Consider the following 26,353-nt stretch of genomic DNA (forward strand, 5'->3'; position numbering starts at 1 on the left):
CAAGGTCGAGAAATTGAGTATAAAAAGTTGCATTCACAGCAGCTCCAACTCTTCTAAATACCTCGAAGCTCTGCTTCGAGGATCCTTTATTTGAGAACGCTAAAGTCGAATCGTTATCAATGGGGGTGGAGAAACTTCGGTCAGACACAAGTGGGCGTTTATCAGTATGCTCACCAGTATAGGTGAAAATAAATGCCGAAAGATAATTTGATGGCTTAAAGTAGAGAGAGTTAATAATTGACTCTAACATATTTAGAGAAAGGGGTTTTAAGGGTGTTAAAAGCATAAATAAAACGTGCAGCCACTTTTCATAGTGACTATTACTTATCCCCAACTTCTCACAAAGATACTTTTGGTGTGGTTTTTGACCCTTCTTAATTCTCTCACAGACCTCATTCAAAAAAGGGTCGGTAGGATGATGAGCCGCTAATAACCCAACAGTGTTTAGTGTTTTTTGTATACAATAAGGATTGCGAAATGAGTTTAATAACTTTGCTTTAAAAATATTATCCAGTTCGTCCGATAAATTTTTCTGACGCTGACCAATTTTGATTAAAAGTTTTTTTGTGCTCTCTGCAATCATATTTTCATATGATTGAAAAAGCGATTCAAGGTTAGCTCTTACCTCTTTATCTTTCACGTCAAAACTAAAAAGGTCATCAAGAGCAAGTGCTTTATCTACAGCTCTTCCTTTTTCAGAAAGTAAATCAACTTGATATTTTTCTCTATTGATTACGTTAAACTCAAATATCTTAAAGTTAGACTGCTTCTGCGCATCAGGATTGCACGCATTTAACCTAAGTTCCGCTTGTGAAACAAAATGCTGAGCCTTTGTATGGTTTTGAATTTTCATAAGCGGATGGATTGGTGTTGGAAATGGGCCTTCCATTATCGAGAAAGCTATAAAATATATATCTCTCCTGGTTTATAATTCCCGTATTTCTGAAAAACCACAAAACCCGCCGGAGTGGCGGGTTTTGCTGTTGGTATCGGGCGCTCTCGCTCTCTCTCTGCCTGTCAGCAGTTGCGGATGGTATCGGAGGTGCGATCCTTGATCGTTGACTCGTCAAACTCGTCCCAGTTGTGTTCCTGGTGTTCGCGCTGGTAGCCGGCTTCCTTGAGGCCGAAGCTCATGTCGGCGACCATTTCGGGCCTCAGCTCTTTGAGGTTCTTTACCTCGGCCTGCGTCAGAATCCTTGACTTGTCGAAGCCGAGGTCGATCTCGATCTTGCGGTTCTTGGTCTTGACGCGGTCGATGTCGTAGAACCGCTTGGTGAGCGTGGTCTGCGCGAAGGCCTTCAGGCAGCCGAGCATGTACTTGCGCACATACGGGTCCTTGATCCACGGATAGCTGAAGAAGGTCTTGCGTGCGTAGAAGCGTCCGTACGATTTCAGCACACCCTTGAGCACATCCTCGCGCTCCATGTTGTCGGGCTTGATGATCGGCGAAACGAAGTTGTAGCGCGAGTAGTCACGCACTTCGACGCGGTCGCCAAGCTCCTTGAAGAGGTCGGAGAAGGGCCACGGAGTGTAGATCGTCCAGTTGGCCATGTCCGGATCCCAGTCCTTGCAGAGCTGGTAGGTCTCTTCGATGGTCTCCGGGGTTTCGTGCTCGAGACCCATCACGAACTGCGCTTCGGCCACGATGCCGTTCTTCTGGAGCAGCTTGATGGCGTACTTGTTCTCCTCGATGGTCGTCTCTTTGCGGAAACGGTTCAGGTTCATCTGGCTGGCGGCCTCGGTGCCAAGAGAAACGTGCACCAGACCGGCCTTGCGGAAGAACGGCAAGAGGTCTTCGTCACGCATGATGTCGGTCACGCGGGTGTTGATGCCCCAGGTGACGTCCAGCTTGCGGTCGATGAGCTCCTGGCAGAGAGAGACGAACTTCTGCTTGTTGATGGTCGGCTCCTCGTCGGCGAGGATGAAGAATCCGACGTTGTACTTTTTGACGAGGATTTCGATCTCGTCAACGAAAAATTTCGGGCTGCGGGCGCGGTAGCGGCGCCAGAACTGCCACTGCGAGCAGAAGGTGCAGGTGAACGGGCAGCCTCGCGCGAAGTTCGGTACGGCAAGGCGGCAGTTCAGCGGGGTGTAGATGTATTTGTCCCAGTCGTAGAGGCTCCAGTCCGGCGAGAGGGTGTCGAGATCTTCGATGACGGGGTGGGCCGCCGTGGCGAACACTTCGCCTTTTTCATCGATGTAGGCGATACCGGTGATGTCGCCGCGAGTCTCTTTGTCGTTACCCGCCGCGATTGCTTTCATGAGATTGACGGTAACCTCTTCGCCTTCGCCACGAACGACGTAATCGGTCTCCGGAGCCTCGGTGAGCACCTGCGGGTACATGAAGGTGGAGTGAATGCCGCCCATGATGGTGCGGATATTCTTGTTGACCTTCTTGGCGGTCTTCATGATGTCCTGCGCCTTGAAAATCGAAGGGGTGATATTGGTGGTCATCACCACATCCGGCTGGTTTTTGCGGATGATCTCCTCAATGGTGTCATCGGGCAGGTCGTCGGCCATTGCATCCACAAATTTCACCTGATTGAAGCCAGCCTGCTTCAAAGCTCCGCCGATGTAGGCAACCCAGCTTGGTGTCCAGTTGCCAGCAATCTCGGCACCGCCTGAGTGATAATTCGGCTGAATCATCAGAATCTTCATCTGTTTCCACCCTCCGGATAGGTTGTTGTGTACGATTTCTGTTGTATCGGCATGTCGTTACACGCTTATCATGCAACACCGTGCACGCGGTAAAAAATTTCTTGAACTTCTAATTTACAACTTATTCCATAAAATTCCTGATCTGAATTCAGCATCCACGCCCCTGAGCAGGCTTTTCACGGTCTTAATGCGTTCAGCGGCGATCCACATGCATCAGCATGGTGTGGTAGAAGCCGAAGCTTATCTTCTGCTGGCTGACGATCTTGAGGCCGAGCTTGCCAAGCACCCGCTGCATCTCCTTGTCCTTTATCATCTGAATGGTGGTGCGGCGCTCTTTTTTCGGGAAGAAGCCGCCGATCCAGTGCTGGAAGGCGAGGATGTTGTTGAACGGCGCGTAGGTGAAGATGATCGGGCCTTTGGTGAGGCTTGCCAGGTTGCTGAAGGCGTGGGCGAATCCTTCCGCCGGGTAGTGGATCAGTACGTCGAAGCAGACTACGGCATCGAACGTACCCGACACCGATTCGATGGAGCTTACTTCAAACTCGACGTTACCCGCCACGCCAGCTTTTTGGGCATCGTCGCGTGTCTTGTTGACCATCTGCTCGGCGATGTCGGCGGCCTTGACGCGGTAGCCGCTCTTGGCGAGGCGGATGGTGAACAGGCCGGTGCCACATCCGGCGTCGAGAATCTTCGAGCCTTTGGCGAGGCCGGTTTTCTGGAGCCATTCAAACGCTTTGTCCATCATGACCGCGTGGCCCTGCCGGACGGTGGAGCGGACGGTGGAGAGCTTGTCGTCGCCGTAAATCGATGCCCAGCGCTGGAAGCCCTGGCCATTGAAATAGGACTGAAGCATCTTTTTGTGTTCCTCGACGTTGAATGATGGGCTGCTCATGGTGCTGTTTCGTGGTTGATGTTGGTTGTCGCCCGCGTCCGGTCAAGCCTCCGGGGTGTGGGCGCCTTCGATTTTTGTTTCAAGTTCTTCGTACAGTTCCTGCAACTGTTCGATCGTGCCTTCGTCTGCCTCCCAGAAGCCTCGTGAACTGGCTTCGAGCAGACGCCGGGTCATTGCCATGGTGGCGTTGGGGTTGAGCGCCGCCATGCGTTCCAGCATGTCGCGGTCTTGCAGGAAGGTCTCCGTGAACTGCTGGTATGTCCAGTTTTTGACCGCCGAGGCGGTTGCGCTCCACCCGTAAGTGTTGGTCAGGTGCGCCTCGATCTCCCGGACTCCTTCGTAGCCATGTTCGATCATGGCCTCGTACCACTTCGGGTTCAGGAGCTTGGTGCGGGCTTCGAGGGCGACCATCTTCTCCAGCGAGCGGATCTTCTGGCCCTTGCCGAATCCGCCGGTGTCGCCGACCATGACCTTCGGCTTGGAGCCGCCGAGCAGCTCGACCGATTTCGAGACGCCGCCAAGATACTCATAATAGTGGTCAATATCAGACAATCCGATCTCGAAACTGTCGATATTTTGAAAGGTCAATGTAACATTTTTCAGCGCGGAACGTAAGATTTCCGGACTTTCCCGCCAGTCGCCCTCCGGCGAGAAGGCGAAGCTCTTGCGGTTGACGAAGGCGTCGGCGAGCTGCTGCTCCTCTTCCCAGGTGCTGCTCTCGACGAGGTGGTTGACGTTCGAGCCGTAACTGCCGGGGGCGTTGGAGTAGATTCTGCCCGCCGCGTCGTCCTCCGAAATTCCGAGTTCCGAGGCCTGCTGGCGGACGTGCTTGCGGATTAAGTTCATCGACTCCGGCTCGTCGGCCACTGCGGCCAGCCGGACGGCGCGGTCGAGCAGGCGCACCTGGTGGGAGAGCAGGTCGCGGAAGATGCCGCTGACCGTCACCACGATGTCGATGCGGGGGCGACCGAGCTTTTCGAGCGGGATCAGCTCCACGTCGCCGATCTTGCCAAGCTCGTCGGTTTTCGTCCGCGCTCCCAGCAGCGCGAGCGCCTGCGCCACGCCTTCGCCGTCGCTTTTGAGATTGTCCGTTCCCCACAGGATGAGCGCGATCGACTCCGGCAGCTCGCCGGTTTCGCGCTTGTACTGCGCCAGCAGCTCCTCCGCGGAGCGCTCTCCGGCTTTCGTGGCGAAGGGGGTCGGGATGCTGTACGGGTCGAGGCTGTGGATGTTGCGGCCCGTCGGCACGATCGACGGGTTGCGCACCAGGTCGTTGCCCGGCGATGGCGGGATATAGGCTCCGGCGAGCGCTTGCGTGACCGCCTCGATCTCGCGGTTTTCGAGCAGGGCGGCGAGAATGCCGTTCAGGAAGTGCCAGAGTTTGTCGAGTTGGCGGGGTTTGACGTTCGCCGATTTCTGGAGCCAGGCGCTCGCCTCGTCCATTCGGACGGTGAGCGTGCCTTCGAAGAGCGTGGCGGTCGAGACGCCCGTGGGCAGCGTCGCGGGCAGCTTGCCGACGAAGCGCTTCACCGCTCCATGGCAGATCGAGGTGACCTTCTGCCACGACTCCCGCAGTTCCATCGCCTCTTCGTGCCGCTCGGCGAGCCGGTCGTAGTCGAGCTTCAATCCCGCGCAGACCAGCTCCGGCAGCGAGCGGTTGTCGAGTTCGGGCCGTGCATGGCTGACGAGCAACGCGAGGTTATCGACAAGGCTCTCCGCCGTCGGCGGCTGGCCGAACACGTGCAGGCCGAGCGGAATCATGCGCTCCTCGATCAGGTACAGCTCGTTGTTGAGCCAGGTGATATAATTTTCGTCGCCCATCGCTTCGTCCGCGCGGTCGAGATCGAGCGTCCCGGCCAGCTCACGGATCTCTGCCAGCGCCTCGCTTGACGGGCGGCTGCGCCACGAGCCGACCAGCTCCCGGAGCTGGCGCATTCCCTTGTACAGTCCGGCGTGTTCGAGCGGAGGCGCCATGTAGCTTACCAGCGTCGCCAGGCCGCGCCGCTTGGCAATCGCGCCTTCGCTCGGATTGTTGACGCAGTAGCAGTAAAAGTGCGGCAACGCCCCGATGAGCCGCTTCGGCCAGCACTCCTGCGACAGGCCGACCTGCTTGCCCGGCATGAACTCCAGCGCTCCGTGCGTGCCGAAGTGCAAGAGCGCGTCTGCCCGGAACTCGTGGTCGAGCCACGAGTAGAAGGCCGCGAAGGCGTGGTTCGGCGCGGCGTCTTTGGCCATGAGCAGCCGCATCGGGTCGCGCTCGTAGCCGAACGAGGGCTGCTGGCCGACGAAGAGGTTGCCGAACATCGCGCCGAGAATGTGGAAGCGGCTGCCGTCGTTGAGCAGCTCGCCGGGCGCGTCGCCCCAGAACGGCTCGATGCGCTCGTAGCCCGGAAAGGCTTTGCGGTACTGCTCGACCGGGTAGTGTGCCGCCACGTTGCCGTCGGTGCCGAAGACGAGCCGGTTGCCTTCGAGCAGCTTGTCGCGCAGCGCATCGACCGACGCCGGGAGGTCGATCTGGTAGCCCTCCTCCTTCAGCTTGCGCATGAGCCGCAACAGGCTCTCGAAGACATCGAGGAAGGCCGCCGTGCCCGCGTTGCCGAGGTTCGGCGGAAAGTTGAAGAGCACGATGGCGAGCTTCTTGTCCGCATTGGCTTTGCGCCGCAGCCGCACCAGCCGGGCGACGCGGTCGGCCAGGGCGCGGGTCTCCGATTCGAGCGGCAGGGTGCGGTCGCTGCCCTCTTCGAGTCCGGCGAAGACGTGCGGCTCGATGGCTCCGTCAAGCTCCGGCACGGCCACGCTGAGCGCAGTCTGGAGCGGCGTCAGGCCGAGGTTGTTCTCCCGCCAGTGGCTGATCGGCTGGAAGGCGAGCGGGATGAGGTTGAAGCAGGGCACGCCGATTTTCTTCAGGATGCTGACCGCCTCCGCCGAGCGGGTCTCCGCCGGGCCGCCTACCAGCGAGAAGCCGGTGGCGTTGACGACGAGATCGATCGGCATCGACTCGCTGCTGGCCGGATCGAAAAAGCCTTCGAGCGCCGGACGAAAGTCAAGCCCGCCGCTGTAAGCGATGCAGCACGGCACCTCACGCGACTCCAGTTCACGGAGCAGATTGATGATGTGCAGCATGTTTTCGGAGAGCAGCGTGGCGCGCATGACGAGGATCGCCACTTGTCCCGTTCCCGTGGCAGGCCTGTTTTTGCGCTGCCACTCCCGGAGCTCGTAAGTAGTTGAAAAGGGCTTGCCCGCATCGGGATGGTAGAGCGCCGTGTCGGGATAGAAGATCGGGTCGTTCTGCGGCAACTGTCCCTTGTAGCCAGGAATATACCGGTCGATGAGCAGGCACAGGAAGCGCCGCATGTTCTCTTTCGAGCCGTTCAGCCAGAACTGGTGCGCCGAGATAAAGGTGTGGATGTCGCGCGCCTTACCGGGGATGTGCTTCATCAGCTTGCCGACATTGCGCACCAGCGAGAGCTGCCGCTGGCTTTCGGAGCTGCCGTGCGCCGGTTTGAGCTTCGAGGCGAGCTGTTTGAAGATGCCCTGCTGCTTCTCCTCCTCCGCGTTTTTCTGGAGCGAGAATTTGCCGACGCGGGTCTGGTTGATGAGCGCCGGGTTGCTGGTAATCATGCAGACCGGGCAGGCGGCGGTTTCGAGCAACGCTTCGAGCGGGCGCACGATCTCTTCGCTGAAGAGCATCGAGCCAAAGATGAAGTCAGCGCCGGGAATTTCGCGTTCGAGCTTCTCCCAGGTGTTGCGGCTGTGGTTGAGGCCGAGGTTGAACATCGAGACATCGAGGTCGAGCGAGAACTCGCGGCTCAGCTCGGCAGCCGCCGACTTGAGCACGCTGTTGTTGGTCGGCTCCATGGTGATGAACAGAAATCGCATAGATCAAATCCTGTTACCCTGCATTGAAAAGGTCTCGCCCAAAATGGCGTTCTGGCCATATGGCGTGTCAGTCCGCAATTGCTTTGACGGCCAGAAAAGGAGTTACGGCGGCTCGTGACCGATGCTGTTTCGCCCGGTAAGCAAAGCATCGGCATCGGCTGCCATTTGGCGAAGCGCGGGCGCTTCGCACTGCTCCGGGGCTAATTCAGCAGGACAGGATTCTGTTCGAGAAGGTTGCAGGGGCGGAGCAATCGACGGTTGCCGTCGAGGCAATGAGAGTGGCGCTCGTTGCCGGAGAGGAGGTGTCGGGCGAGCGTCGTCAAGGGATGGATCGCCGCGCAAGCGTGGCTGGCGGCGGCGCGCCGGTGCGAGAGGGTAGTTGCCGCACTGTTCGGAAAAAGCAGCGTGCCGGAGAGCACTCTCAGTTCGCGGTGTCGGCCGTTCAGATCGACAGTTTTCTCAAAGGCGACCGAATCGTGGTCGCGACTTTTCGATTTATTGCTGAACGAGGAGGTTTTCAGCATCAGCCCGTACCCGAGCACCGAGACCACGAAAAACAGTGCTATCTCGAAAACGCGGAGAATATTTCTGCCGATGGTATGTTTTCGGGTGTGCATAAACTGGTTTTATGAACGCGCTATTCACTCGCTCCACGTAAATAGCGGGTCGCGATTACATCATGCAGGGAGGCGTACTTTTCCCTCGATCCTGACTGACGACAGAGAGATGAAATGCCTTTGAACATTGATAATATATCAAACAAAGTCCTGAAAGCGAAGATGCGACCTTCTGCGGCGCGGTCGTTTGGCGGCGGTTGGTTGTGGTACTGAAGTAATATTTTTTAAAAAAGGGGGATCGGGCAAAAAAAGAAAGGCTCCTGTTTCAGAGCCCTTCTTATATGATCGTTATGTGCTGACTTGTCAGACCTCGATGCCTTCGAGCCGATCTTCCAGGTCGGAGTAGATCTCCTGAAGCTTCTCGATGGTGTCGGGATCGGCGGCCCACATGCCGCGTCCGCTCGCTTCGAGCATTCTGCCGACGATGTTTTTGAAGGCTTTTGGATTGAGCTTCATGAGCTTGTCGCGCATGGCCGGATCGAAGGCGTAGGTTTGCGCGGCCTCTTTATAGACCCAGTCGTCAACGCCCTTGGTGACGGCGTCCCAGCCGAGCATGTAGGTAAAGCGGTTGCTGATCTCCGTCGCGCCGCTGTGGCCCTGGGCGAGCATTCCCTCGAACCACTTCGGGTTGAGCAGCTTGGTGCGAAACTCCACCTTGAGCGCTTTTTCGGCGTCGTCAACCTTGATGTCCGCCGTGTAGGTTTCGACGTAGTTCAGCTTCACGTTGTCGCCTTTCGGGTTGCGGCGTCGGGCCGAAAGCTGCAATGCGCCTGACGAGGAGAAGTAGCGGTCGATGTCGGAAATGCCGTACTCCGCCGAGTCCACCTGCTGCACGACGCGATCGACAGTGCAGAGCAGGTTCTTGAGAATGTCGCTCTGCTCGTCGCCGTAGCGGTTGCCGCCGTAGGCGAAGCCGGTGCGCTTGACGAACATGTTGTCGAGATCCTCTTCCGATTCCCATGCGGAGTCTTCGACCAGCTCGTCGATCTGCGAGCCGTAGGTTCCGGGGGCCTGGGTGAAGAGGCGCGAGGTGGCGCTTTCAAAGTCCTTGCCCTGCGCGAGGGCCTCATCCACATGCTTCTTGATGTGGTTCATCTCCGCCGGTTCGATGGCTTTTGCGGCGTCCTTGACCAGCTTGTCGAGGTGATCGACCAGCACCCCGAAGGTGTCGCGGAAGATCGAGCTGATCTGAATCAGCACGTCGATTCTCGGACGGCCCAGCTTTTCGAGCGGCACGAGCCGGTAGTGGCTGATCTTGTTCTGAGCGTCGTAGGCCGGTTCGGCACCCATGAGCGCGATGATGACCGCCACGGCTTCGCCCTTGCTCTTGATGGTGTCCAAGCCCCAGAGCACCTGCGCGATGGTTTCGGGATACTCGCCGTTGTTCTCGTCGCGATGCTTCTGGATGATGGTGTCGGCAATCTGCTTGCCGCGCTTGAAGGCCAGCTCCGAAGGAATTCTCCACGGGTCGATGGCGTGGATGTTGCGGCCGGTCGGCAAGACGGAGGCGCCGTCGCGAACCAGGTCGCCGCCGGGGCCGGAGGGGAGGTACTCGCCGTTCAGTGCGCGCACGAAGCTCTGCATCTCGTGGCTGTTGTCCTTGAGACCTTGCTTCAGGGCCGCGCCCTCCTGCAATGCGGTGTTGATCGCCTCGGCCATCTCTTCGTTGGCCCTCGCTCCGCCGGTCAGCACGCTGAATACATTCCCGGCGTTCGAGTTGTCGAAAATGGCCTTCTCGATGAACTCACGGGTAATGTCATCGACTTTTTCCCTGACTTTGAGTGCTTTCGGATCACCTTTGCGGGACCTGGTGGCCAGTGCGGCATAGTCGCCCCAGGTGGAACTCTCGCCGATAGCCTGCATGATGACCGATGGCAGCGAGCGTTCGTTGCCGCGAACCTTCAGGTACTCGGAAATTGTGGTGACTTGGGTCGCCATCTCCGGAGTTTCGCCGAACACGTGCAGCGCGTTCGAGATGAGCTTGGTTTCGAGTTCAAGCATGTAGATATACAGGCGACTGATGTAATCGCTGAATGCTTCGCCTTCAATTCTCGGACAGTCGTCGCTCAGGTTGAGGTTTTCGGCCTTTTCGAGTATGGCCATCTCGGTTTCGACATCGACGATCTTTTCGAGGCCGCGCTCGCGGTAGTCGTTGAGCATGTCCTTGAAGGTCGGCAGCTCCTTGTACAAGCCGGCGCGGGAGAGCGGCGGAATGTTGTGCGAAATCATGGTTGCGTAGCCGCGGCGCTTGGCGATGTTAGCCTCGCTGGGGTTGTTGACCGGGTAGATGTAGAAGTGCGGCACCTCGCCGAGCAGCGCGTCTGGCCAGCAGTCGCCGGTGACGCCGAGCTGGAGGCCAGGCATCCACTCGACCGTGCCGTGCATACCGACGTGCACGAGCGCGTGCGCGCCGAACTCGCGGCTGATCCAGCGGTAGAAGGCGATGTACTGGTGGTGCGGTGTGTTCTCCTTGTCGAAGAGCAGGCGCATCGGGTCGCCCTGAATGCCGAGGCGCGGCTGGACGCCGATGAAGACGTTGCCGAGCGTCAGGCCGCCGAGGAACATTCTGTCGGGGCCGACCGGGGCGATTTCGCCGGGGAAGCCGCTCCATCGGGCCTCGATGCGCTCGCGCTCGCGGTCAGTGGTGATGGCGTTGAAGGTCTGGCGGTCGATGGCGAAACAATCTTTTTCGTGCGCCTGGATTTCGTAATCGGTGGCGCGGTCGAGCATGGCCAGCAGCGCTTCCGGAGATTCCGGGAGTTCGCCGACGTTGTAGCCCTCGTTCTGCAAGCGCTGCAACATTTTATAGAGGCTCTTCGGCACGTCGAGCAAGGCGGCGCTCGCTTTGCGGCCCATACCGGGCGGATAGTCATAGACCACAAAGGCGACCTTCTTGTCGCGGTTCGCGGTGTGGCGCAGCTCGGAGAATTTCTTGGCGAGGGTTGAGAGGCGGTCGAGACGGTCGGGCACGGTGTGCAGGCGGCCATCCTTGATTGCGCCGAGCACCACCGGGCAGACCGCGCCGTCCATCTCCGGAAGGGCGTAGGTCATGGCCGACTGCAACGGCACGACGCCCTGCGTTTTCCACGAGTTGATATCCTGGATAAAGAGCGGCTGGGAGACGACGTACGGCGCGTTGAGCTTGCCGAGAATCTCCTCGCGCGCGGCAGCCGAAGCGCCCGGCGTCGTGGCGCCCGCGGGACCGCCGACGAAGCCGAAGCCCATCATGTTGATGAGCATGTCAATTTTGGTGTGGGTGAACCACTCGCGGGCGGCCACGTGGCCTTCGACGCCCATGACGAACACCGGCAGCGGGTTGAGCCCCTTCGCCTCGATGGCGCGGATGGTGTTGTCGATGTACTCCTTCTCCTGCAAGAGGTGCTTGCGGAAAAAGAGCATGGCGATATTGTTGCGGGACTTTGCGTCACGGTTCTTTTTATACAGCCACTTTTCGTAGTGGTGGAGGTCCTTCATGTACTCCGGCGCGTCGGGATGGTAGAATCCCATCGTCGGAACCTCTTCGACCTTGCTGGCCTTGACGGCAACGTTGAAATACTCCGCCATGATGTAATTGAACATCGAGGCGAGGTTTTCAGCGGTCGGATGCATCCAGTAGGTGTATACCTGCATCCAGTTTTTGAAGTCTTTGGCCTTCTTCGGAATCAGCGGCAGCATGGTGCGCATGATCTTCAGAAGCTTCATGTATCCGTAAAGTGCGTCTTCGTCGCGGCCCTTGACGAGCATCTTGGCGACCTTCTTGACGATGTCCGGCATTCCGCTGCCATCTTCGGAAACGACGTAATTTCCGACTTTCGTCAAGTGCATCACTTCCGGCATCGACTCGTAGGCGAAGATCGTCGTGACCTTCGACTGCGCGATCTGCTCCTGAAGCCAGTCAGCCTGGTTTTTGAACTGGATCAGGGTGGTGAAGATGCAGTCCGCCTCGCGGATTGCCTTGCCTGCCTCCGGATTCTGGTGTTCGAGATCCTGATCGGTCCACTGGGTCAGCTCGGCGTGCTGGCTTATTAAATCGGTTACTTCCCGCCATACGCGCTGGTTGCACTGTTCCATTCCGACCACCGCGGCAATTCGGATTTTGTCGCCCATAGATAACTGAGATGTGCTTTGATTGAGGTATTTCAGGCCACCTAATGTAATAAATCCCGCTTTGATATAACAGGCTAAAAACACGTTCGGGGCTTTTTGCCGGGCTTGGGCGGAGAGCCGACAGACTGGGTCCATTCCATCTGCGAGTCTCTCCGGCAATCACCCTGATAATGAGAACCGGTCGCGGATCGTTCCCGGATGCTTGCTAAATGAAAAGAGTTAATGGCGGTCAGCCGGAAGGCTCAGGGCGGTGACGAGGTAAGCGGCGAGCCGGAAAACCTTGAGGATCGCCGGTTTGCGCGGATCGGGAAAAAAATGCACGGATCGGGCCATACAGGGCGTCCGGCGGATTGGGCAAGCTGTTTTCGCTTGTCCGTAACGGTTGGGCGGTCTGAAAAAACAGAGATCAGGCGCTCCGGACGGCGCAGGATTTCGGTATCAGCCCGTTCAGGCTTTCATCGACGTGCCGGTAGTAGGTCTGTTCGTGGATGAAGGAGAACTCCCGGTATTTTTCAGAGATGTGGAAAATGCGATACCCTGCGGCGGAGAGTTTTTCGAGCACCGATTTTGTTTTTTCTATCGGGACGTTTTTGAAGCGGTGATGGAACTCGACGAGCAGTTGATAGACCGGAACGCCGGAATCCAGAATGTCATCGATCACCTCGTACTCTGCCGATTCGATATCCATTTTCAGGATGTCGATAGCTTCGACGCCGAGTTCGCTCATGACGGTCTGGACTCTTTTTGCCGGGACTTCGACGGCATCTTCCCGGAGCCGCACGGTTCCATCCGCGTTGCCGATGGTGAATGGATGAAAATGAAATTCGGGCGGGGTGCGTTGCGCTCTGATCCAGTCGATCCACTTCGGGTTTGGATCGAAGGCGTGGACGTTGCAGGCGAAGCTGTTAATCAGGCTTTTGTCGAAGCGGATGTCATTGGCCGTGCCTGCCGAGAAAATGACGCTTGAGCTGTTGATGCCGATAGGCGAGAATGCCCAGTCTCCGGCATTGAAGGTTTTGCAATACAATTCAACTTCAGCCTTGAGTTCATGTCCGAGAATCTGCCGGAGCAAAATCTTTGACCTTGTATAGAATTGCATAAATGACCGAAAATTGAAATGTGTGTATCCGGTGTGTTTGAATGCAATATAGTCAGTAATAATTTTAAAGTAAAGAGACTTTATACATATCGAGCTACGGTGATGCCGGTTTTATCAGCCGGCAAAATTCGTGGTCGCGGGAAGAAAAAAAGAAGGGCTGCCACAGTGACAGCCCTTCCGATGGTGTGCCGTGATTGACGGCATCCGATGTGACGACCGGTCAGTAGGTCAGGTCGATACCGGCAATGAAACTGCGGTTCGGAGCACGGAACCACTCGGCCTCTTCGTACTGCGTGTTGTTGATGTTGTTGCAGGCCAGAGTGGCAGTGATGTTCTTGTTGAACTGGTATTTCAGGCCAGCATTGAACACCACGAAATCGCCCGGATAGTTTTCGCCTTCGGGGTTGGTGTACACCGTGACAGCATTGTATTTGCCAATATAGCGTCCGTTGACGTTCAGTGTCAGCTTGTCGGTGGCTTTCCAGGTCACGCTTGCCGAAGCCGTGTGCTCGGGTCGGTAAGGCAACCATTCCGGATCAGGGTTGTTCAGCTCCGTAGCTGTCGCCTTTGTGGCATCAAACGAACGGTTTTTGGCATTCATGTAGGTGTAGCCAACGCTCAGGTTCCAGTCCGCGTTTGGTCTGTAGTTCAGGTTCGTCTCAATACCCCAGATGCGAGCTTTCGTGATATTGCCATAAATGTAAGTCAGAGGGATCGCAGTAGGTCGTGACTCGATAAGGTTATCGTAGTTGTTGATAAAGCCGGCGATGTCAAGCGATACTTTGTCACTGAACTGTTTGAATATACCAGCCTCCCATGCTGTCATGGTCTCCTTGTCAAGGTCTGGATTTGGTTCAACAGTCAGGAATCCGGCATCATGCACGAAACGCTCATATAGCGATGGGGCGCGGAAACTGCGGCCCCACGATGCGCGCAGTGCCATGTCATCGGTTGCTCTGTAGTTGAGGGCGATCCTCGGACTCAAAGCATCGACGCTTTTGTTGTTGAGCGGTACCCATGAGAGGTCTTGCAGTTGAACCTCATCCTTGTTGACACCGCTCCAGTCATAACGCAGCGAAATCAGAGCGGTCAGCTTGTCTGTGATTTTCCACTCGTCTTGCAGGAATGTGGCGAAGTTCTTTTCCTGGATATCATTGAACTCGTTTTTAACCGGATATTCCACAGCAACCTGAGTGGTTCTCGTGTCAACGATATTGCCGTCTATACCAAGCAAAAAACGATGACTATCACAAGCACGCCAATCGAGTTTTATTCCTGCGCCATAGCGGTTGTCGTCTGTTTCATTGAACTCTCCAGGCGTTCTGATTCTGCCGGTTGCATAAAGCTGATCGGCATCAGTGCGGTTGTACTCGATTCGCGATGCATTGTAGGTATAATAAAGACGAGTATCGAGTGACAACTTGTCGCTCAGCAGGTTGACATAGTTGAGGCCTATCAGAGCGTTCTTGCGGCTGATGAGATCATCCCTATAGACGTCATATTTCTGGAAAGAGGACATGCCGGGAGCTGCACCAGTAGCTGCGCCAGTAGCGGCAGCAGTCGCAATTGGCGCAGCTATGGTAGCAGCAGCGGGATTTAGGTCACCGCCAGCAGCTTCATATGCCTCCGCATATGCAGTGGCATAAGTAAGGTTATAAACGTAGTTGTATGCCTCTGTGTAACTACCAAATACTCGGGCATTTACAAACACATCATATGTCTGATCGAGAAGAGGGGTGAAAGTTGATGTCGATGCTGTGAAATTGTATGGCCACTGATACGCATACCCACCGACTGTCGAGTTGTAGAAAGAGCTGAGCTGGATGTACTGCCTCGAATCAATGTCGTATCTGGCCTTGAACTTGACATCGTTCATGTAGTTCCAGGCGTTCTGGCGGTAGCCGTCGTCGTCACTGTGCGAGTAGAGGAAGTCGTAAGTCCATTTGCCGCTTTTGTTACCGACGCCGACATAGGTGTTCCAGAATACCGGCGTGCCGGTTGCGCGATATTCGCTTTTGTCACTTGACGGAGGATCGTCGTAGAAGCCGATGCTGCTTCCTGCCCTGATCTCCATTTTCTGCGGCATGTGGCCGGTCACGTTCACCACGCCGCCCATCGCGCCGGAACCGTAGAGCGTGGCCGCAGCGCCCTTGAGCACCTCGACCTTGTCGGCAGCGTTCATGTTGACCGATTGCCAGACGATTTCACCGCTGTCGGGGCTGTTGATCGGGAATCCGTCGTAGAAAGCATTCACCCTCGTACCGATACCGCCGCCATTGTAAGTGTTCGAACCGCGAATCTGCAAATTCGATGATGATGTTCCGCCTGCACGGCTGACCACAACGCCGGGAACGTCTTGCACTACTGAGTCAAGCGTCGGGTTTGGTTGTTCCTTGATCTTTTCTTTCGACACTACGTTGGCCGTTACCGGCACGTCAAGCCTGTCCTGCTTGTACAGCGCTGCGCCGACAACCACTTCCGAGGCCATGATGGTGGTCTGGCCCATCGCGAAATTCAGCGTGACAGTCTGGCCGTCCGAAAGCGTCACGACCTGCGTCGTCGGCGCGTAACCGATGCTGGTTACGGTGACTTTCTGCTGCTTCGACGCCGGAACGTTCCGGAGCACGAAGTTGCCGTCGATGTCCGTGGCGGTTGCGATGGTGGTGCCGGCGATCGATACGGCGGCGCCGACGACGCCTTCACCATCGGCCTTGTCCGTGACTCGTCCTTTCAGGACGCCATCCGCGCCCCAGGTTGTCAGTGGAGCCAGCGACGATGCAAGAAAGGTCACCGAAAGAGCGAGCCTTTTCATGCCAGAGCCCTTTGCCTGCTGCTTTTTCATGATTGTGCGTGTTGGGTTGTTGGTGTTGAGTGAGCGTTGGAAAACATGGAATTACGGCGGGCAGCGGTTGACTGTTGCGATCCGCTGTTGCTTATCGGTGCAGGAGAGAAGCTATGGGTATATCTGATCGTACGCATCATCGCATCATGTTGTGAGACGTGCAGAATGTTGTAAATTTATGGTGAATTAACGCAAACTCCAAAGAATGTCTTGTTTCCGGCAGTGCGTTTGCAGAAAAAAAAGCCCCGCAGATTTTGCAGGGCTTTGTCGCATCAATGCTGTGAATCCGCTTAACGGCTTATATCACGCCGAGTTCCCGTCCTATGGTTGCAAATTCGGTGATGACTTTGTCGAGGTGCTCTTTTTCATGGGTGGCCATGAAGCTGGTTCTGAGCGCTTCGTGGCCAGGCATGACGCCAGGCCGGATGAAGGCATTGACGTAAACTCCGGCATCGAAAAGCTTTTTCCAGAAATAGAGCGTTTTCATCTGATCGGCGATCAGCACGGTTACGATCGCCGTGCGCGACGGCATGAGGGTGAATCCGGCCTTCAGCAATCCCTGGCGAACATAGTCGGTATTGGCGATCAGGCGCTCAGTCAACTGAGGCTGCTCCCTGATGATTTTGAGGGTCGCCAGTACCGCCGCCACGCTGGCCGGAGTCGGCGAGGCGCTGAAGATGAGCGACGAGGCGGTGTGCTGGATGTAGTTGATCACCGAGCGTTCACCGACCACATAGCCACCAAGCGAGCCGAAGGTTTTGGAGAAGGTGCCCATGATGAGATCAACCTCGTCCACCAGGCCGAACTCGGAGGGGGTGCCGCGCCCGCCCTTGCCGATGACGCCAACGGCATGGGCGTCGTCGATGACGATCCGGGCATTGTATTTTTTTGCCAGCGCCACCAGCGCCGGAAGATCGACGATTTCACCGGAGACCGAAAAGACGCCATCCGAGACGATCAGCCTTCCGGCGCTTTCGGGAATGGTTTGGAGCACCCGTTCCAGGTCAGCCATATCGTTGTGCCGGTAGCGAACCTGACTCGCGCCGCCGCCAATCGCCATGATCGATGCCGCTACGAGGCTTGCATGATTGTCGCGGTCAGCGACGATGTACTCGCCGCGCTGCACGATGGTTGGAATGATGCCCTGGCCGGTCTGGTAGCCGGTGCTGAAAAGCAGGCAGCGCTCTTTTTCAAAAAAGTCAGCGAGCTGCTCTTCGAGTTCGATGTGGAGCCTGACGGTGCCGGTCATGTAGCGCGAACCGGAACAGCTTGTGCCATATTTATTGATGGCGTCGATCGAGGCCTGCTTGACGCTCGGATCGTTGGTGAGGCCAAGATAGTTGTTCGAGCCGGCCATCACGAATTTTCGCCCGTCAAAAGAGACAACCGGTCCTTCGGAGTCATCTATAGGGCGAAAAAAAGGGTACACTCCCAGCGCTTTGACTTCGTCGGCAAGGGTGAAATCCACACACTTTTTGAATATATCTTTTGCTTTTTCCACAGTTTGCGGTTTTACTTCTACGTTCTCGCCCAGCGCTTGAAATTGATGATGGCTTTTTTCCGTGAATCGTGCTCAACAAGACTTGAGTCAGCATTGCGGATTCAGCTATGAAACGGAAATGTATTAAAAATTTCATTTTTTCGATAAAGAGGCCTGTGTTTTTCTCCCCGTCGGAGTATTCTCCGCTGGCGCGCAGGAGCGGTACAGGAGGGTAATCATGTGGAAAAAGAGGGCTGTAGTGTATGAGTGAAGTGATTCTGGTGACAGGTTCGACCGGCTTTATCGGTTCGAGAATGGTCGATACCCTCATTGGGCAGGGCCGCCGGGTGCGGGTGCTGCTCCGGCCCGAAAGCCGCGCTACGTCGCCATCAGGCCGGCGCGCGGGAGTCGAGGAGGTGCGCGCCGCATATGGCGACGCGGAGGCGCTCGGCCGCGCGGTTTCGGGCGTGGCCTCGATCATCCATCTGGCCGGAGTGACCAAGGCGGTCGATGAGGCCGGATTTATCGCGGGCAATGTGACGCCGACCGAAAACCTGCTCGAAGCGGTGAGGCGGCGCAATCCGGGGCTTCGTCGTTTTCTGCTGGTTTCGTCGCTTGCCGCCATGGGGCCAGCCACGTCGCCTTCGCCCGGCGTTCGGGAGAGTGACCGGCCACGGCCGGTGAGCGCCTATGGGCGCAGCAAGCTGCTCGGCGAAGAGGCAGCGCGGCGGCACGTGGGAGGCGTTCCGCTGACTATCGTCCGCCCTCCCGCCGTTTACGGGCCGGGAGACCGCGACATTCTCGAAGTGTTCGCCATGATGAAAAAAGGGTATTTGCTTTCGGCGGGTTCCGGAACGCGGCAGCGCTTCAGCATGATTCATGTCGATGAGCTGATCGAAGGAACGCTGCTGGCGCTTCGGTCGGAGGCCGCCGCCGGGCAGGACTATTTCATCACCTCGCCGCGCGGCTACGCCTGGGACGAGGTGATCGAAGCTGCCCGTCCGGTGCTCGGCTTCCGGAGGCTCATGCGCATCAACCTGCCGAAGCCGCTGGTGTTCGCCCTCGGCGCGGTGCTCGGCGCCGTCGCGAAACTGACCGCCCGCCCGGCGCTCATCAACCGCGACAAAGCCCGCGAGCTGGTGCAGGATTTCTGGGTGTGCAGTCCGCAGAAAGCGGAGCGAGAGCTGGGGTTCACGGCGGCAATTCCGCTGGCCGAGGGGGTCGCGGAAACGCTCCGCTGGTACCGGCAGCAGGGGTGGCTGTGAGGAAATTATGAATTATGAATGCTGAATTATGAATTGAAGAAGTGGATTAAACAGGCTTTGCAATTACCAGCGTGTTGTCCACCAAGTCCACTCAGCCCACCAAGTTCACTGCCGCTCCGCTCAACTGAAGAGTTGCTGCATCAGTTTGAGGAGGGTGAATTTGTCGTCGGGCGAGGGGATGATGCCTTTGAGGGCGGCGTCGGCGTCGCGCAGGGCGCGGATGGCTTTTTCGGTTTCGGCGACGCTGAACTGGCGGGCGTAGCCGAGGTAGTTTTTTGCGAAGAACTCCTGGCGACCATACATGCCGAGCAGGGCGGCCGTTTCCTGAAGCGAGAGCTGGCGCGCGCCGGGTGCCTGGAGTTTCCAGATTCGCAGGAAAAAGGTGGTCAGGTAGCGCACGATGTTCATGAGCCCCTCCTTCTGCCCCTCCTGCTCCATAATCATCAACGCGATGCCGCTGCACTGCCGGAGGTTTTTGCCGACAATCGCTTTTTCAAGCTCGAACACGTTGTACCGGCGCGAGATGCCGACGCAGTCGCAGACGTCGTCGAGGGTGATGCGCCGGTCGGCGCGCTTGCCGGACGAGGCGAACAGGGTGAGCTTTTCGATCTCCTGGCAGATCAGCCGTGACGAGGGTTCGATGTAGGCCGAGAAGGTTTTCAGCGCGTCCGGATCGAACTCCCATCCGGCTTCTTTGGCCCGTTCGGCGGCGAAGAGATCAGCATTTTTAATGGCTCCGAAGTCATGCCGGAACGCCTTGAGATGCTTGTACGGCGCTTTTTCAAGCTCCTTTTTTTCGACTTCGTCCGCATCGAGCACCAGCACGGCGAATGAGGGCGGATCGGAGAGAAAGCGCAGGAGTGAGTTCTCCTGCCGCTGGCTTTCCGTTTTGCCGGTCACTTTCTTCAGTTTGTCGAACTGGCGGACGATGACCAGCTTTTTTTCGGTGAACATCGGGTATTCGGAGGCGGTCGAGATGATCTGGCCGAGGGTGAGGTCAGGGCCGTACAGAACGAGGGTATTGAGGGCAGCCTCGTTTTCCGAAGGGAAAATGGCCGCCTTCAGTTGCGTTTCGATCTCTTCCTTGAGCCAGCTTTCCGAACCCTGAAAAAAATAGACAGGGGCGATCTTGCCGGAAGCGATCTGTTTTTTCAGCTCTGCCATGCGGGGTCAGTGACGGAGTCGTTGGTCAGAAGGGCAGGTCGTCTTTTTCGAAATCCTGCGCCCCGCCGGAAGCTGGTCGTTCACCGTAATTGCCGGATGAGGGTTCGGGCCTCGACGGGCGTGAAGATTGCTGGCGCTCCTGCGAGTATGAAGAGTCGCCCATGCCGCCGCCGGAATCTTTCGATCCAAGCATCTGCATGTCGCTGCATACGATTTCGGTGGTGTACTTTTTTTCGCCAGTCTTGTTGTCTTCCCACGAGCGGGTCTGCAAGCGGCCTTCGATATAGACCTGGCGTCCTTTTTTGAGGTACTGGCTGCAAATGTCGGCCAGCTTGCCCCATGCGACGATTCGGTGCCACTCGGTGCGTTCCTGGAAGTTGCCGCTGCTGTCCTTGAAACCTTCGCTGGTCGCGAGGGTGAAATTGACGACGGACTGGCCAGATGCGGTTTCGCGGCGTTCGGGGTCGTTGCCGAGATGACCGATCAGCATTACTTTGTTCAAGCCTCTTGCCATGATGGTAGGTACGATTCTCTTGTTGTTGGTGTTGCCCGACAAGCTACATGATTAATCTTTATTCTTCAAGTCAGGCAGTAAAGCGCTCGCCGTCGATGACCGGGCCTTCGCGGCAGAGCAGGATACTCTCCTTTTGTCCGTCGGCGTTGCTGAGTTCGACCATGCAGCCGTAGCAAATGCCGACGCCGCACCCCATGATCGATTCGAGCGACAGCTCGCACGCAATGGCGCGATCCCGGCAGAAACGGGCGAGGGCCTTGAGCATCGGATTGGGGCCGCAGGCGAACACCTTGACCCGTCCGGCGGCGTTCTGTTCTGCGAGATGTGTTTCGAGCAATTCAACGACGTTGCCGCGGAACCCTTCGGAACCGTCGTCGGTCGCTGTGCTGACGTTCGAGAGGCCGGAGGTCAGCAGGTCGGCGTGGCTCCGGCCTCCGACCAGGTGGTGAAACGCAATGCCCTCCGAGGCCAGCGTTGTTTCGAGAAAGCGCATCGGCGCGGTGCCGATGCCGCCGGAGACGCAGAGGGCCGTGTCGAAATCGCCGGTGCCGGTGCTGAACGAGTTGCCGAGCGGGCCGAGCACCAAGAGGCTTTCGCCGCACGATGCTTCGCAGAGCAGCGAGGTGCCTCGTCCGACGTTCTTGACCATAACGTCGATGGTGTCGCCCTCGACGTTATGGATGCAGAAGGGGCGGCGTAGCAACGGCTGGTCAGCGGCGTTGATTTTGATGTTGACGAAGTTGCCGGGCCGGGCGGCGGCGGCGATTTCGGGGCACGGCAATGACAGGATCGAGACATCGGTTCCTGCAGGCCGGATGGCTGAAATGCGGGTTCTGATGTCGGTAATGGTGCTGGTTTGAAGCATGGGAAGATGCGTACCGGATTGGATTTTCAGGCGAGCGGGAGGATTTCGGTAAGCCTCTTTCCCGCTTTTGAAAAGTATCTGACAATAATTAAGAGTCCCTGCCGCTATTTTGCAAATGAGTTTCTCCGCCAGATGTCAGCCGGAGTCATGATAATTCATTGAGAAATAATTATATAGTCCGTTCTACCGGGTGAGGACGGGCTGTTTTTCCGCAATGCGGTTTTTCGGCGCGGGCGCGATGTGATGAATGTTCCTTTGCAGAATGATGTGAGAAGTATATCTTAACGATCTTGGCTGTACAATAAACTTCCAATGCCTGGTTCATGCGTATATTAACTTTTACTGGTAAGGGTGGTGTGGGCAAGACAAGTGTCTCGGCCGCCACGGCAGTCCGTCTTTCCGAAATGGGTCATCGTACCCTGGTGCTTTCTACTGATCCCGCCCACAGCCTTTCAGACTCGTTCAACCTCCAGCTTGGCGCCGAGCCGACCAAGATCAAGGAAAATCTTCACGCCATCGAGGTGAACCCCTATGTTGACCTCAAGCAGAACTGGCATTCGGTACAGAAGTACTATACCCGTATTTTTATGGCGCAGGGCGTTTCGGGCGTCATGGCCGATGAAATGACTATTCTTCCTGGCATGGAGGAGCTGTTCTCCCTGCTCAGAATCAAACGCTACAAATCCGCCGGTCTGTATGATGCGCTCGTGCTCGACACGGCGCCGACCGGCGAGACCCTTCGCCTGCTCTCGCTGCCCGACACCCTCTCGTGGGGCATGAAGGCGGTCAAGAACGTCAACAAATATATCGTCCGGCCGCTCAGCAAGCCACTCTCCAAGATGTCGGACAAGATCGCCTACTACATTCCGCCGGAAGATGCCATCGAGTCGGTCGATCAGGTTTTCGACGAACTCGAAGACATCCGCGAGATTCTCACCGACAACGTCAAATCGACCGTCAGGCTGGTGATGAATGCCGAGAAGATGTCGATCAAGGAGACCATGCGCGCCCTGACCTATCTGAACCTTTACGGTTTCAAGGTCGATATGGTGCTGGTCAACAAGCTGCTCGACACGCAGGAGAACAGCGGTTACCTCGAAAAGTGGAAAGGCATTCAGCAGAAATATCTCGGTGAGATCGAAGAGGGATTCTCTCCGCTTCCGGTCAAAAAGCTCAAGATGTACGATCAGGAGATCGTCGGCGTCAAGTCGCTCGAAGTGTTCGCTCGCGATATGTACGGCGATACCGACCCATCTGACATGATGTACGACGAGCCGCCGATCAAGTTTGTCCGCAAGGGCGACCTCTATGAAGTGCAGCTCAAGCTCATGTTCGCCAACCCGGTCGATATTGACGTGTGGGTCACCGGTGACGAACTGTACGTGCAGATCGGCAACCAGCGTAAGATTATCACTCTTCCGATCAGCCTCACCGGCCTGGAACCCGGCGATGCCGTATTCAAGGACAAGTGGCTGCACATCCCGTTCGATCTCGAAAAGCAGGGTCAGCATCACCGCACCAGGGAGTATCACAAGGCGTGATGCCCTGCCCGGTTCTGTTTGAGCATAGCTGATTTTTTTATTAGCTTTAAGAAATTATCAATTTCACAATTCCATAAAACCAGTAGCCGGGAGCTGTGCAGGCAGCCGGTCAAAAGGAGGATACAATGTCAGAGTCGTATCAGAAACTTCGCAAGGACTTCAAGGAACTCGATTTTACCGACAGACTGACCTTTCTTGCGGAAAGTCTGCTCCTGACCGGCCAGAGCGCCATTGTCGGCGGTCTTGAAGTAGCTGGGAGCGTTGCCGAAACGGTCGCGGGTACGGTCGGTTCTCTGGTCGATGCGTCGGGTATCGGCAATGTCCTTGGCGGTTCGAGCGGCGTTGTCGGCGAAACCATCGATCGCGTTGCTATCACCGTGAAGGACGTGTCCCGTTCGGCTGGCGAACTGTATAGCGATGCCGTGAAGAATGTTGAAAATGCGACCAGCAACGCGGCAAAAGCGGTTGGTGATGCAGGGGTTTCAGCTTCTGAGGCGGTCAAGAACATTGCCGGCTCATTCCAGAAAACGACCGGTCAAAAGTAAGGCTGTTTCTGGCCGGGGCCTCCGCCAAAACAAAAGGCGAAATGGCTCATAAAATCTTTTATTTGTGTTTTTTCGTTTATTCGCTTATTTTTGTCCTAAAGTCTCGATTTTAATCTTTGTTTTTTCCGTCAATTAAATTCCAAAAGGAGGAGTTATGAGTGGAGGAGGCGTCTTTACCGACATTTTAGCCGCCGCAGGCCGTATTTTCGAAGTTATGGTCGAAGGTCACTGGGAAACCGTCGGTATGCTTTTTGACTCGCTGGGCAAAGGCACCATGAGGATCAACCGCAATGCCTACGGTTCGATGGGCGGCGGTGGAAGCCTTCGTGGTTCTTCCCCCGAGGTATCCGGCTATGCCGTTCCTACCAAAGAAGTTGAATCGAAGTTTGCCAAATAAGCAAACCGTTCAGCCGAATTTCAAAAGCAGTGACAGGTTTTCAGCCTTCACTGCTTTTTTTGTTTACCCCACTCTTCTGTTTGTCATTCCATCATCAGGCCTGCTCTTTACCGCCTTCGCTGCGAGCGGAAGCCTTGTCTTTACTCTTCCGTCTTGCTTATTCCTGTCTCTTTGTTACGTAATTTATTTTTGTTTTCATATTTTAGCTGTTCGGTATTCCATCGATGATGAACAGATTTTACAGGTAACGTGACCGGAAGCGGTAAATGGCTAATATTTCTCTCTATATATCGGGGCAGACAGAGCGGGAAGATGTCTCCGAGTTTTTCCAGAAGCGGCTGATAGGCGAGGGCGAAACTCCCATCGCTTTTTTTGACGGGGTGTTTTACGAATCTCACCAGGAGCGGGTGGGCAACATTGTATATCAGGATTACCTGATCTATACTGACAAGGCGCTCTACCTCTGGGCGCGGGGAGCATCGAAGGATTATCTCGACAGGTTCAGCCTCGCCGCCGTGTCGGTCAACAGCCGCAACAAGGACAGCGCATTCGCGACCATGAATCTCAAAATCCGTCGTGAAGGCAAGGAGCCGATCTACGTGATTTTCGATATGGTCGAGATTCGCGAGGCTGATACCATCGTCAAGCTTCAGACTCTGGTTGAATCGATCATCGAGGATTATCTCGGCATCAATTACCGTCAGGAGATTCCCCAGGATACCGCGGACAGAATTTTTCAGGCGGCAAGGAGTATCTGCCCGCCACGACAGATCACCCTTAAACTTGATACTCCGCAGGCTCCGACGCCAGACGCCGGTATCGGCTACGGGCAGGATCTGCTCGAACAGTACCGAGCCTCCGCCGACTACGAACAACAGCAAGCTCCTTATCCACCGTACCAGCCGCCGGGCACTGGCGAAAAGCGTTCTCGTGGCGGCATGGGGCCTCAAGATGCCATGCGCGGACTGGAGTCGATGCTTCCGACCGATCCCGCCTCCCTGAAACGGATTGCCGAACAGATAAAAAACATGGTCGGCGATGCTCCGTTCAAGATGCGTGACCAGGTGATGAAAGATCTGCAGCACGTGCCTGGAGACATGGCCACGGTACTGACTGCCCTGAACGAACTTCTCTCCAATATCGCCGGAAATCCGATGGCCGAGCGTTTCGTGATGAACGCCATCAAAACGGCGGTGGTCAACGATGGGGTGTTCGGTTCCCTCGGCAAGATCATCAAAATGACCGGTTTTGGCAGCGGTGGTGGCAAAAAGAGTCAGAAGTCGCCGACGCACGAACCGGCGCGTGAGGAACGTGGCGCCTCAAAGGCGCGGAAATCGCCGTTCGTCGAGGAGGAGCCGGACGACGATACTTCGACGATCCGCCGTAAAAAGATCAGCATCAAGGATGATGACGATCATGCCGATGCCGATCTGTTCGTCGGCAATGACGAGCCGATCACCTCCCGCGAGAGCCGCCCTCCGGCATCTCGCCCCAGCGCTCCGGAGGAGAGCGATTCGGGCACGGGATCGGGTGGGCGCAGAAAGAAGCTTTCCATCAAGATGGAGGATGATAACGAGATCGCCCGGAAGCTGATGAGCTACGACGAATCCGAGCGAGACGATTCACCATCTGCCCAGCTCGAAGCGCCGGTGATCGTTTCGCCTGCCGCAAGCAGCGAGAACGGCTCCGGGATTCGCCGCAAGAAGCTCTCGATCAAAGCCGAAGAGGGGAGCGGCGCGAAGGCTGACATCGCCCAAAAGCTGATGAGCTACGACGAAGAGCGGCGTGGCGCGATCAACACCGCCGTGTCTGACGAAGCGCAGGGAAGCGTTGCCGATGAAGAGCAGCCAGAACCTCAAGCGCCGACCAGAAAAAAAATTCAGATCAAGGCAGAACCCGAACCTGAGCCGGAGTTGTCTCCAGAGCCGGAGATCGAGTCTGTGCTTGAACCTGAGCCGCCGATCAGGAAAAAAATCCAGATCAAGGCCGAAACGGAGCCGGAGGTATCGCTTGAATCTGAGGTCGAGCTGGAGCCGGAAATGCTCTCAGCGCCGGAGCCGGAGATCGAGTCCGTGCTTGAATCCGAGCCGGAGCCGCCGGTCAGGAAGAAGATTCAGATCAAGGCAGAGGTCGAGCCGGAGATGGAGGTATTGCCAGCGCCAGCAATCGGGTCTGAACCTGAACCGGAGCCGGAAGAGCTTGTCGGGGAAGAGATTCGGATCGAAGCTGAGCTGGAAGAAGAGATCAGCATATCTGAAGAGCTCATTTTTTCAGCCCTTGCCGAACCGGAGGAGGCAGAGGATTTCCGTGAATCGACAGAGTACATGACCATTGAATCCGATGTTCCGGTTCAGCAGTCTGAACCGGAGGTGGTAAAAGAGCCGGAGGAAATAAAAGAGCCGGTTATCGAGAAAAAGGCTGAACCGCAACGGCATTCGTCCGGAAAGGCCAACCGCGGCAAACGGCGTGGCAGAAAAGTCTGACGGCG

The 26,353-nt window shown here is 56.5% G+C and carries 17 protein-coding genes; 5 read left to right on the forward strand and 12 right to left on the reverse strand.

Going from position 1 to position 26,353, the window contains the following annotated elements:
* The 9 genes from EST62_RS00070 to EST62_RS00110 form a co-directional block, all read right to left on the reverse strand.
* Positions 1–853, reverse strand: an 853-nt coding sequence (locus EST62_RS00070) for a hypothetical protein (RefSeq protein WP_129050078.1), incomplete at its 3' end; no start/stop codon positions are given.
* Between the two features lie 164 nt (positions 854–1,017).
* Positions 1,018–2,658, reverse strand: a complete 1,641-nt coding sequence (gene bchE / locus EST62_RS00075; protein WP_129050079.1) for a magnesium-protoporphyrin IX monomethyl ester anaerobic oxidative cyclase — start codon at positions 2,656–2,658, stop codon at positions 1,018–1,020.
* A 193-nt stretch (positions 2,659–2,851) separates the two neighbouring features.
* Complete coding sequence (gene bchM / locus EST62_RS00080) at positions 2,852–3,550, reverse strand: magnesium protoporphyrin IX methyltransferase (RefSeq protein WP_129050080.1); 699 nt, start codon at positions 3,548–3,550, stop codon at positions 2,852–2,854.
* Between the two features lie 42 nt (positions 3,551–3,592).
* A complete protein-coding gene (locus EST62_RS00085; RefSeq protein WP_129050081.1) occupies positions 3,593–7,429 on the reverse strand; it encodes a magnesium chelatase subunit H in 3,837 nt (1,278 codons plus the stop codon).
* Between the two features lie 200 nt (positions 7,430–7,629).
* Positions 7,630–8,046 (reverse strand): hypothetical protein, encoded by a 417-nt coding sequence (locus tag EST62_RS00090; RefSeq protein WP_129050082.1) that lies wholly within the window; start codon positions 8,044–8,046, stop codon positions 7,630–7,632.
* 303 nt (positions 8,047–8,349) lie between these two features.
* Positions 8,350–12,153, reverse strand: a complete 3,804-nt coding sequence (bchH, locus tag EST62_RS00095; RefSeq protein ID WP_167599076.1) for a magnesium chelatase subunit H — start codon at positions 12,151–12,153, stop codon at positions 8,350–8,352.
* A gap of 406 nt (positions 12,154–12,559) precedes the next feature.
* Positions 12,560–13,252, reverse strand: coding sequence for an FkbM family methyltransferase (locus EST62_RS00100; protein ID WP_129050084.1), 693 nt, complete (start codon positions 13,250–13,252; stop codon positions 12,560–12,562).
* A 220-nt stretch (positions 13,253–13,472) separates the two neighbouring features.
* On the reverse strand, positions 13,473–16,094 hold the full coding sequence (locus EST62_RS00105; protein WP_129050085.1) for a TonB-dependent receptor: 2,622 nt from the start codon (positions 16,092–16,094) through the stop codon (positions 13,473–13,475).
* Positions 16,095–16,392: 298 nt separating this feature from the next.
* A complete protein-coding gene (locus tag EST62_RS00110; protein WP_129050086.1) occupies positions 16,393–17,595 on the reverse strand; it encodes an aminotransferase class I/II-fold pyridoxal phosphate-dependent enzyme in 1,203 nt (400 codons plus the stop codon).
* A gap of 242 nt (positions 17,596–17,837) precedes the next feature.
* Here EST62_RS00110 and EST62_RS00120 point away from each other — a divergent pair, with 242 nt between their 5' ends.
* Positions 17,838–18,839 (forward strand): NAD(P)-dependent oxidoreductase, encoded by a 1,002-nt coding sequence (locus EST62_RS00120; RefSeq protein ID WP_129050088.1) that lies wholly within the window; start codon positions 17,838–17,840, stop codon positions 18,837–18,839.
* Positions 18,840–18,959: 120 nt separating this feature from the next.
* Here the strand turns inward: EST62_RS00120 and holA are convergent, their stop codons facing one another.
* The 3 genes from holA to EST62_RS00135 all read right to left on the reverse strand — a co-directional run bounded on the left by holA (position 18,960) and on the right by EST62_RS00135 (position 21,382).
* Entirely contained in the window at positions 18,960–20,003 is a 1,044-nt protein-coding gene (gene holA / locus EST62_RS00125) for a DNA polymerase III subunit delta (protein WP_129050089.1), read from the reverse strand.
* Positions 20,004–20,028: 25 nt separating this feature from the next.
* Positions 20,029–20,517 (reverse strand): single-stranded DNA-binding protein, encoded by a 489-nt coding sequence (locus EST62_RS00130; RefSeq protein WP_129050090.1) that lies wholly within the window; start codon positions 20,515–20,517, stop codon positions 20,029–20,031.
* A 70-nt stretch (positions 20,518–20,587) separates the two neighbouring features.
* On the reverse strand, positions 20,588–21,382 hold the full coding sequence (locus tag EST62_RS00135; RefSeq protein WP_129050091.1) for a dihydroorotate dehydrogenase electron transfer subunit: 795 nt from the start codon (positions 21,380–21,382) through the stop codon (positions 20,588–20,590).
* 323 nt (positions 21,383–21,705) lie between these two features.
* Between EST62_RS00135 and EST62_RS00140 the strand changes: the two genes are divergently transcribed.
* The 4 genes from EST62_RS00140 (at position 21,706) to EST62_RS00155 (ending at position 26,348) form a co-directional block, all read left to right on the forward strand.
* Positions 21,706–22,923: a TRC40/GET3/ArsA family transport-energizing ATPase gene (locus EST62_RS00140; RefSeq protein ID WP_129050092.1), complete on the forward strand. Its 1,218-nt coding sequence runs from the start codon at positions 21,706–21,708 to the stop codon at positions 22,921–22,923.
* Positions 22,924–23,048: 125 nt separating this feature from the next.
* Entirely contained in the window at positions 23,049–23,468 is a 420-nt protein-coding gene (locus EST62_RS00145) for a chlorosome protein C (RefSeq protein ID WP_129050128.1), read from the forward strand.
* A 154-nt stretch (positions 23,469–23,622) separates the two neighbouring features.
* Positions 23,623–23,865: a bacteriochlorophyll c-binding family protein gene (locus EST62_RS00150; protein WP_129050093.1), complete on the forward strand. Its 243-nt coding sequence runs from the start codon at positions 23,623–23,625 to the stop codon at positions 23,863–23,865.
* A 266-nt stretch (positions 23,866–24,131) separates the two neighbouring features.
* Positions 24,132–26,348: a hypothetical protein gene (locus tag EST62_RS00155; protein ID WP_129050094.1), complete on the forward strand. Its 2,217-nt coding sequence runs from the start codon at positions 24,132–24,134 to the stop codon at positions 26,346–26,348.
* The last annotated feature ends 5 nt before the right edge of the window (positions 26,349–26,353 follow it).

Source organism: Chlorobaculum sp. 24CR (genome assembly GCF_004118635.1).
Lineage (GTDB): Bacteria > Bacteroidota > Chlorobiia > Chlorobiales > Chlorobiaceae > Chlorobaculum.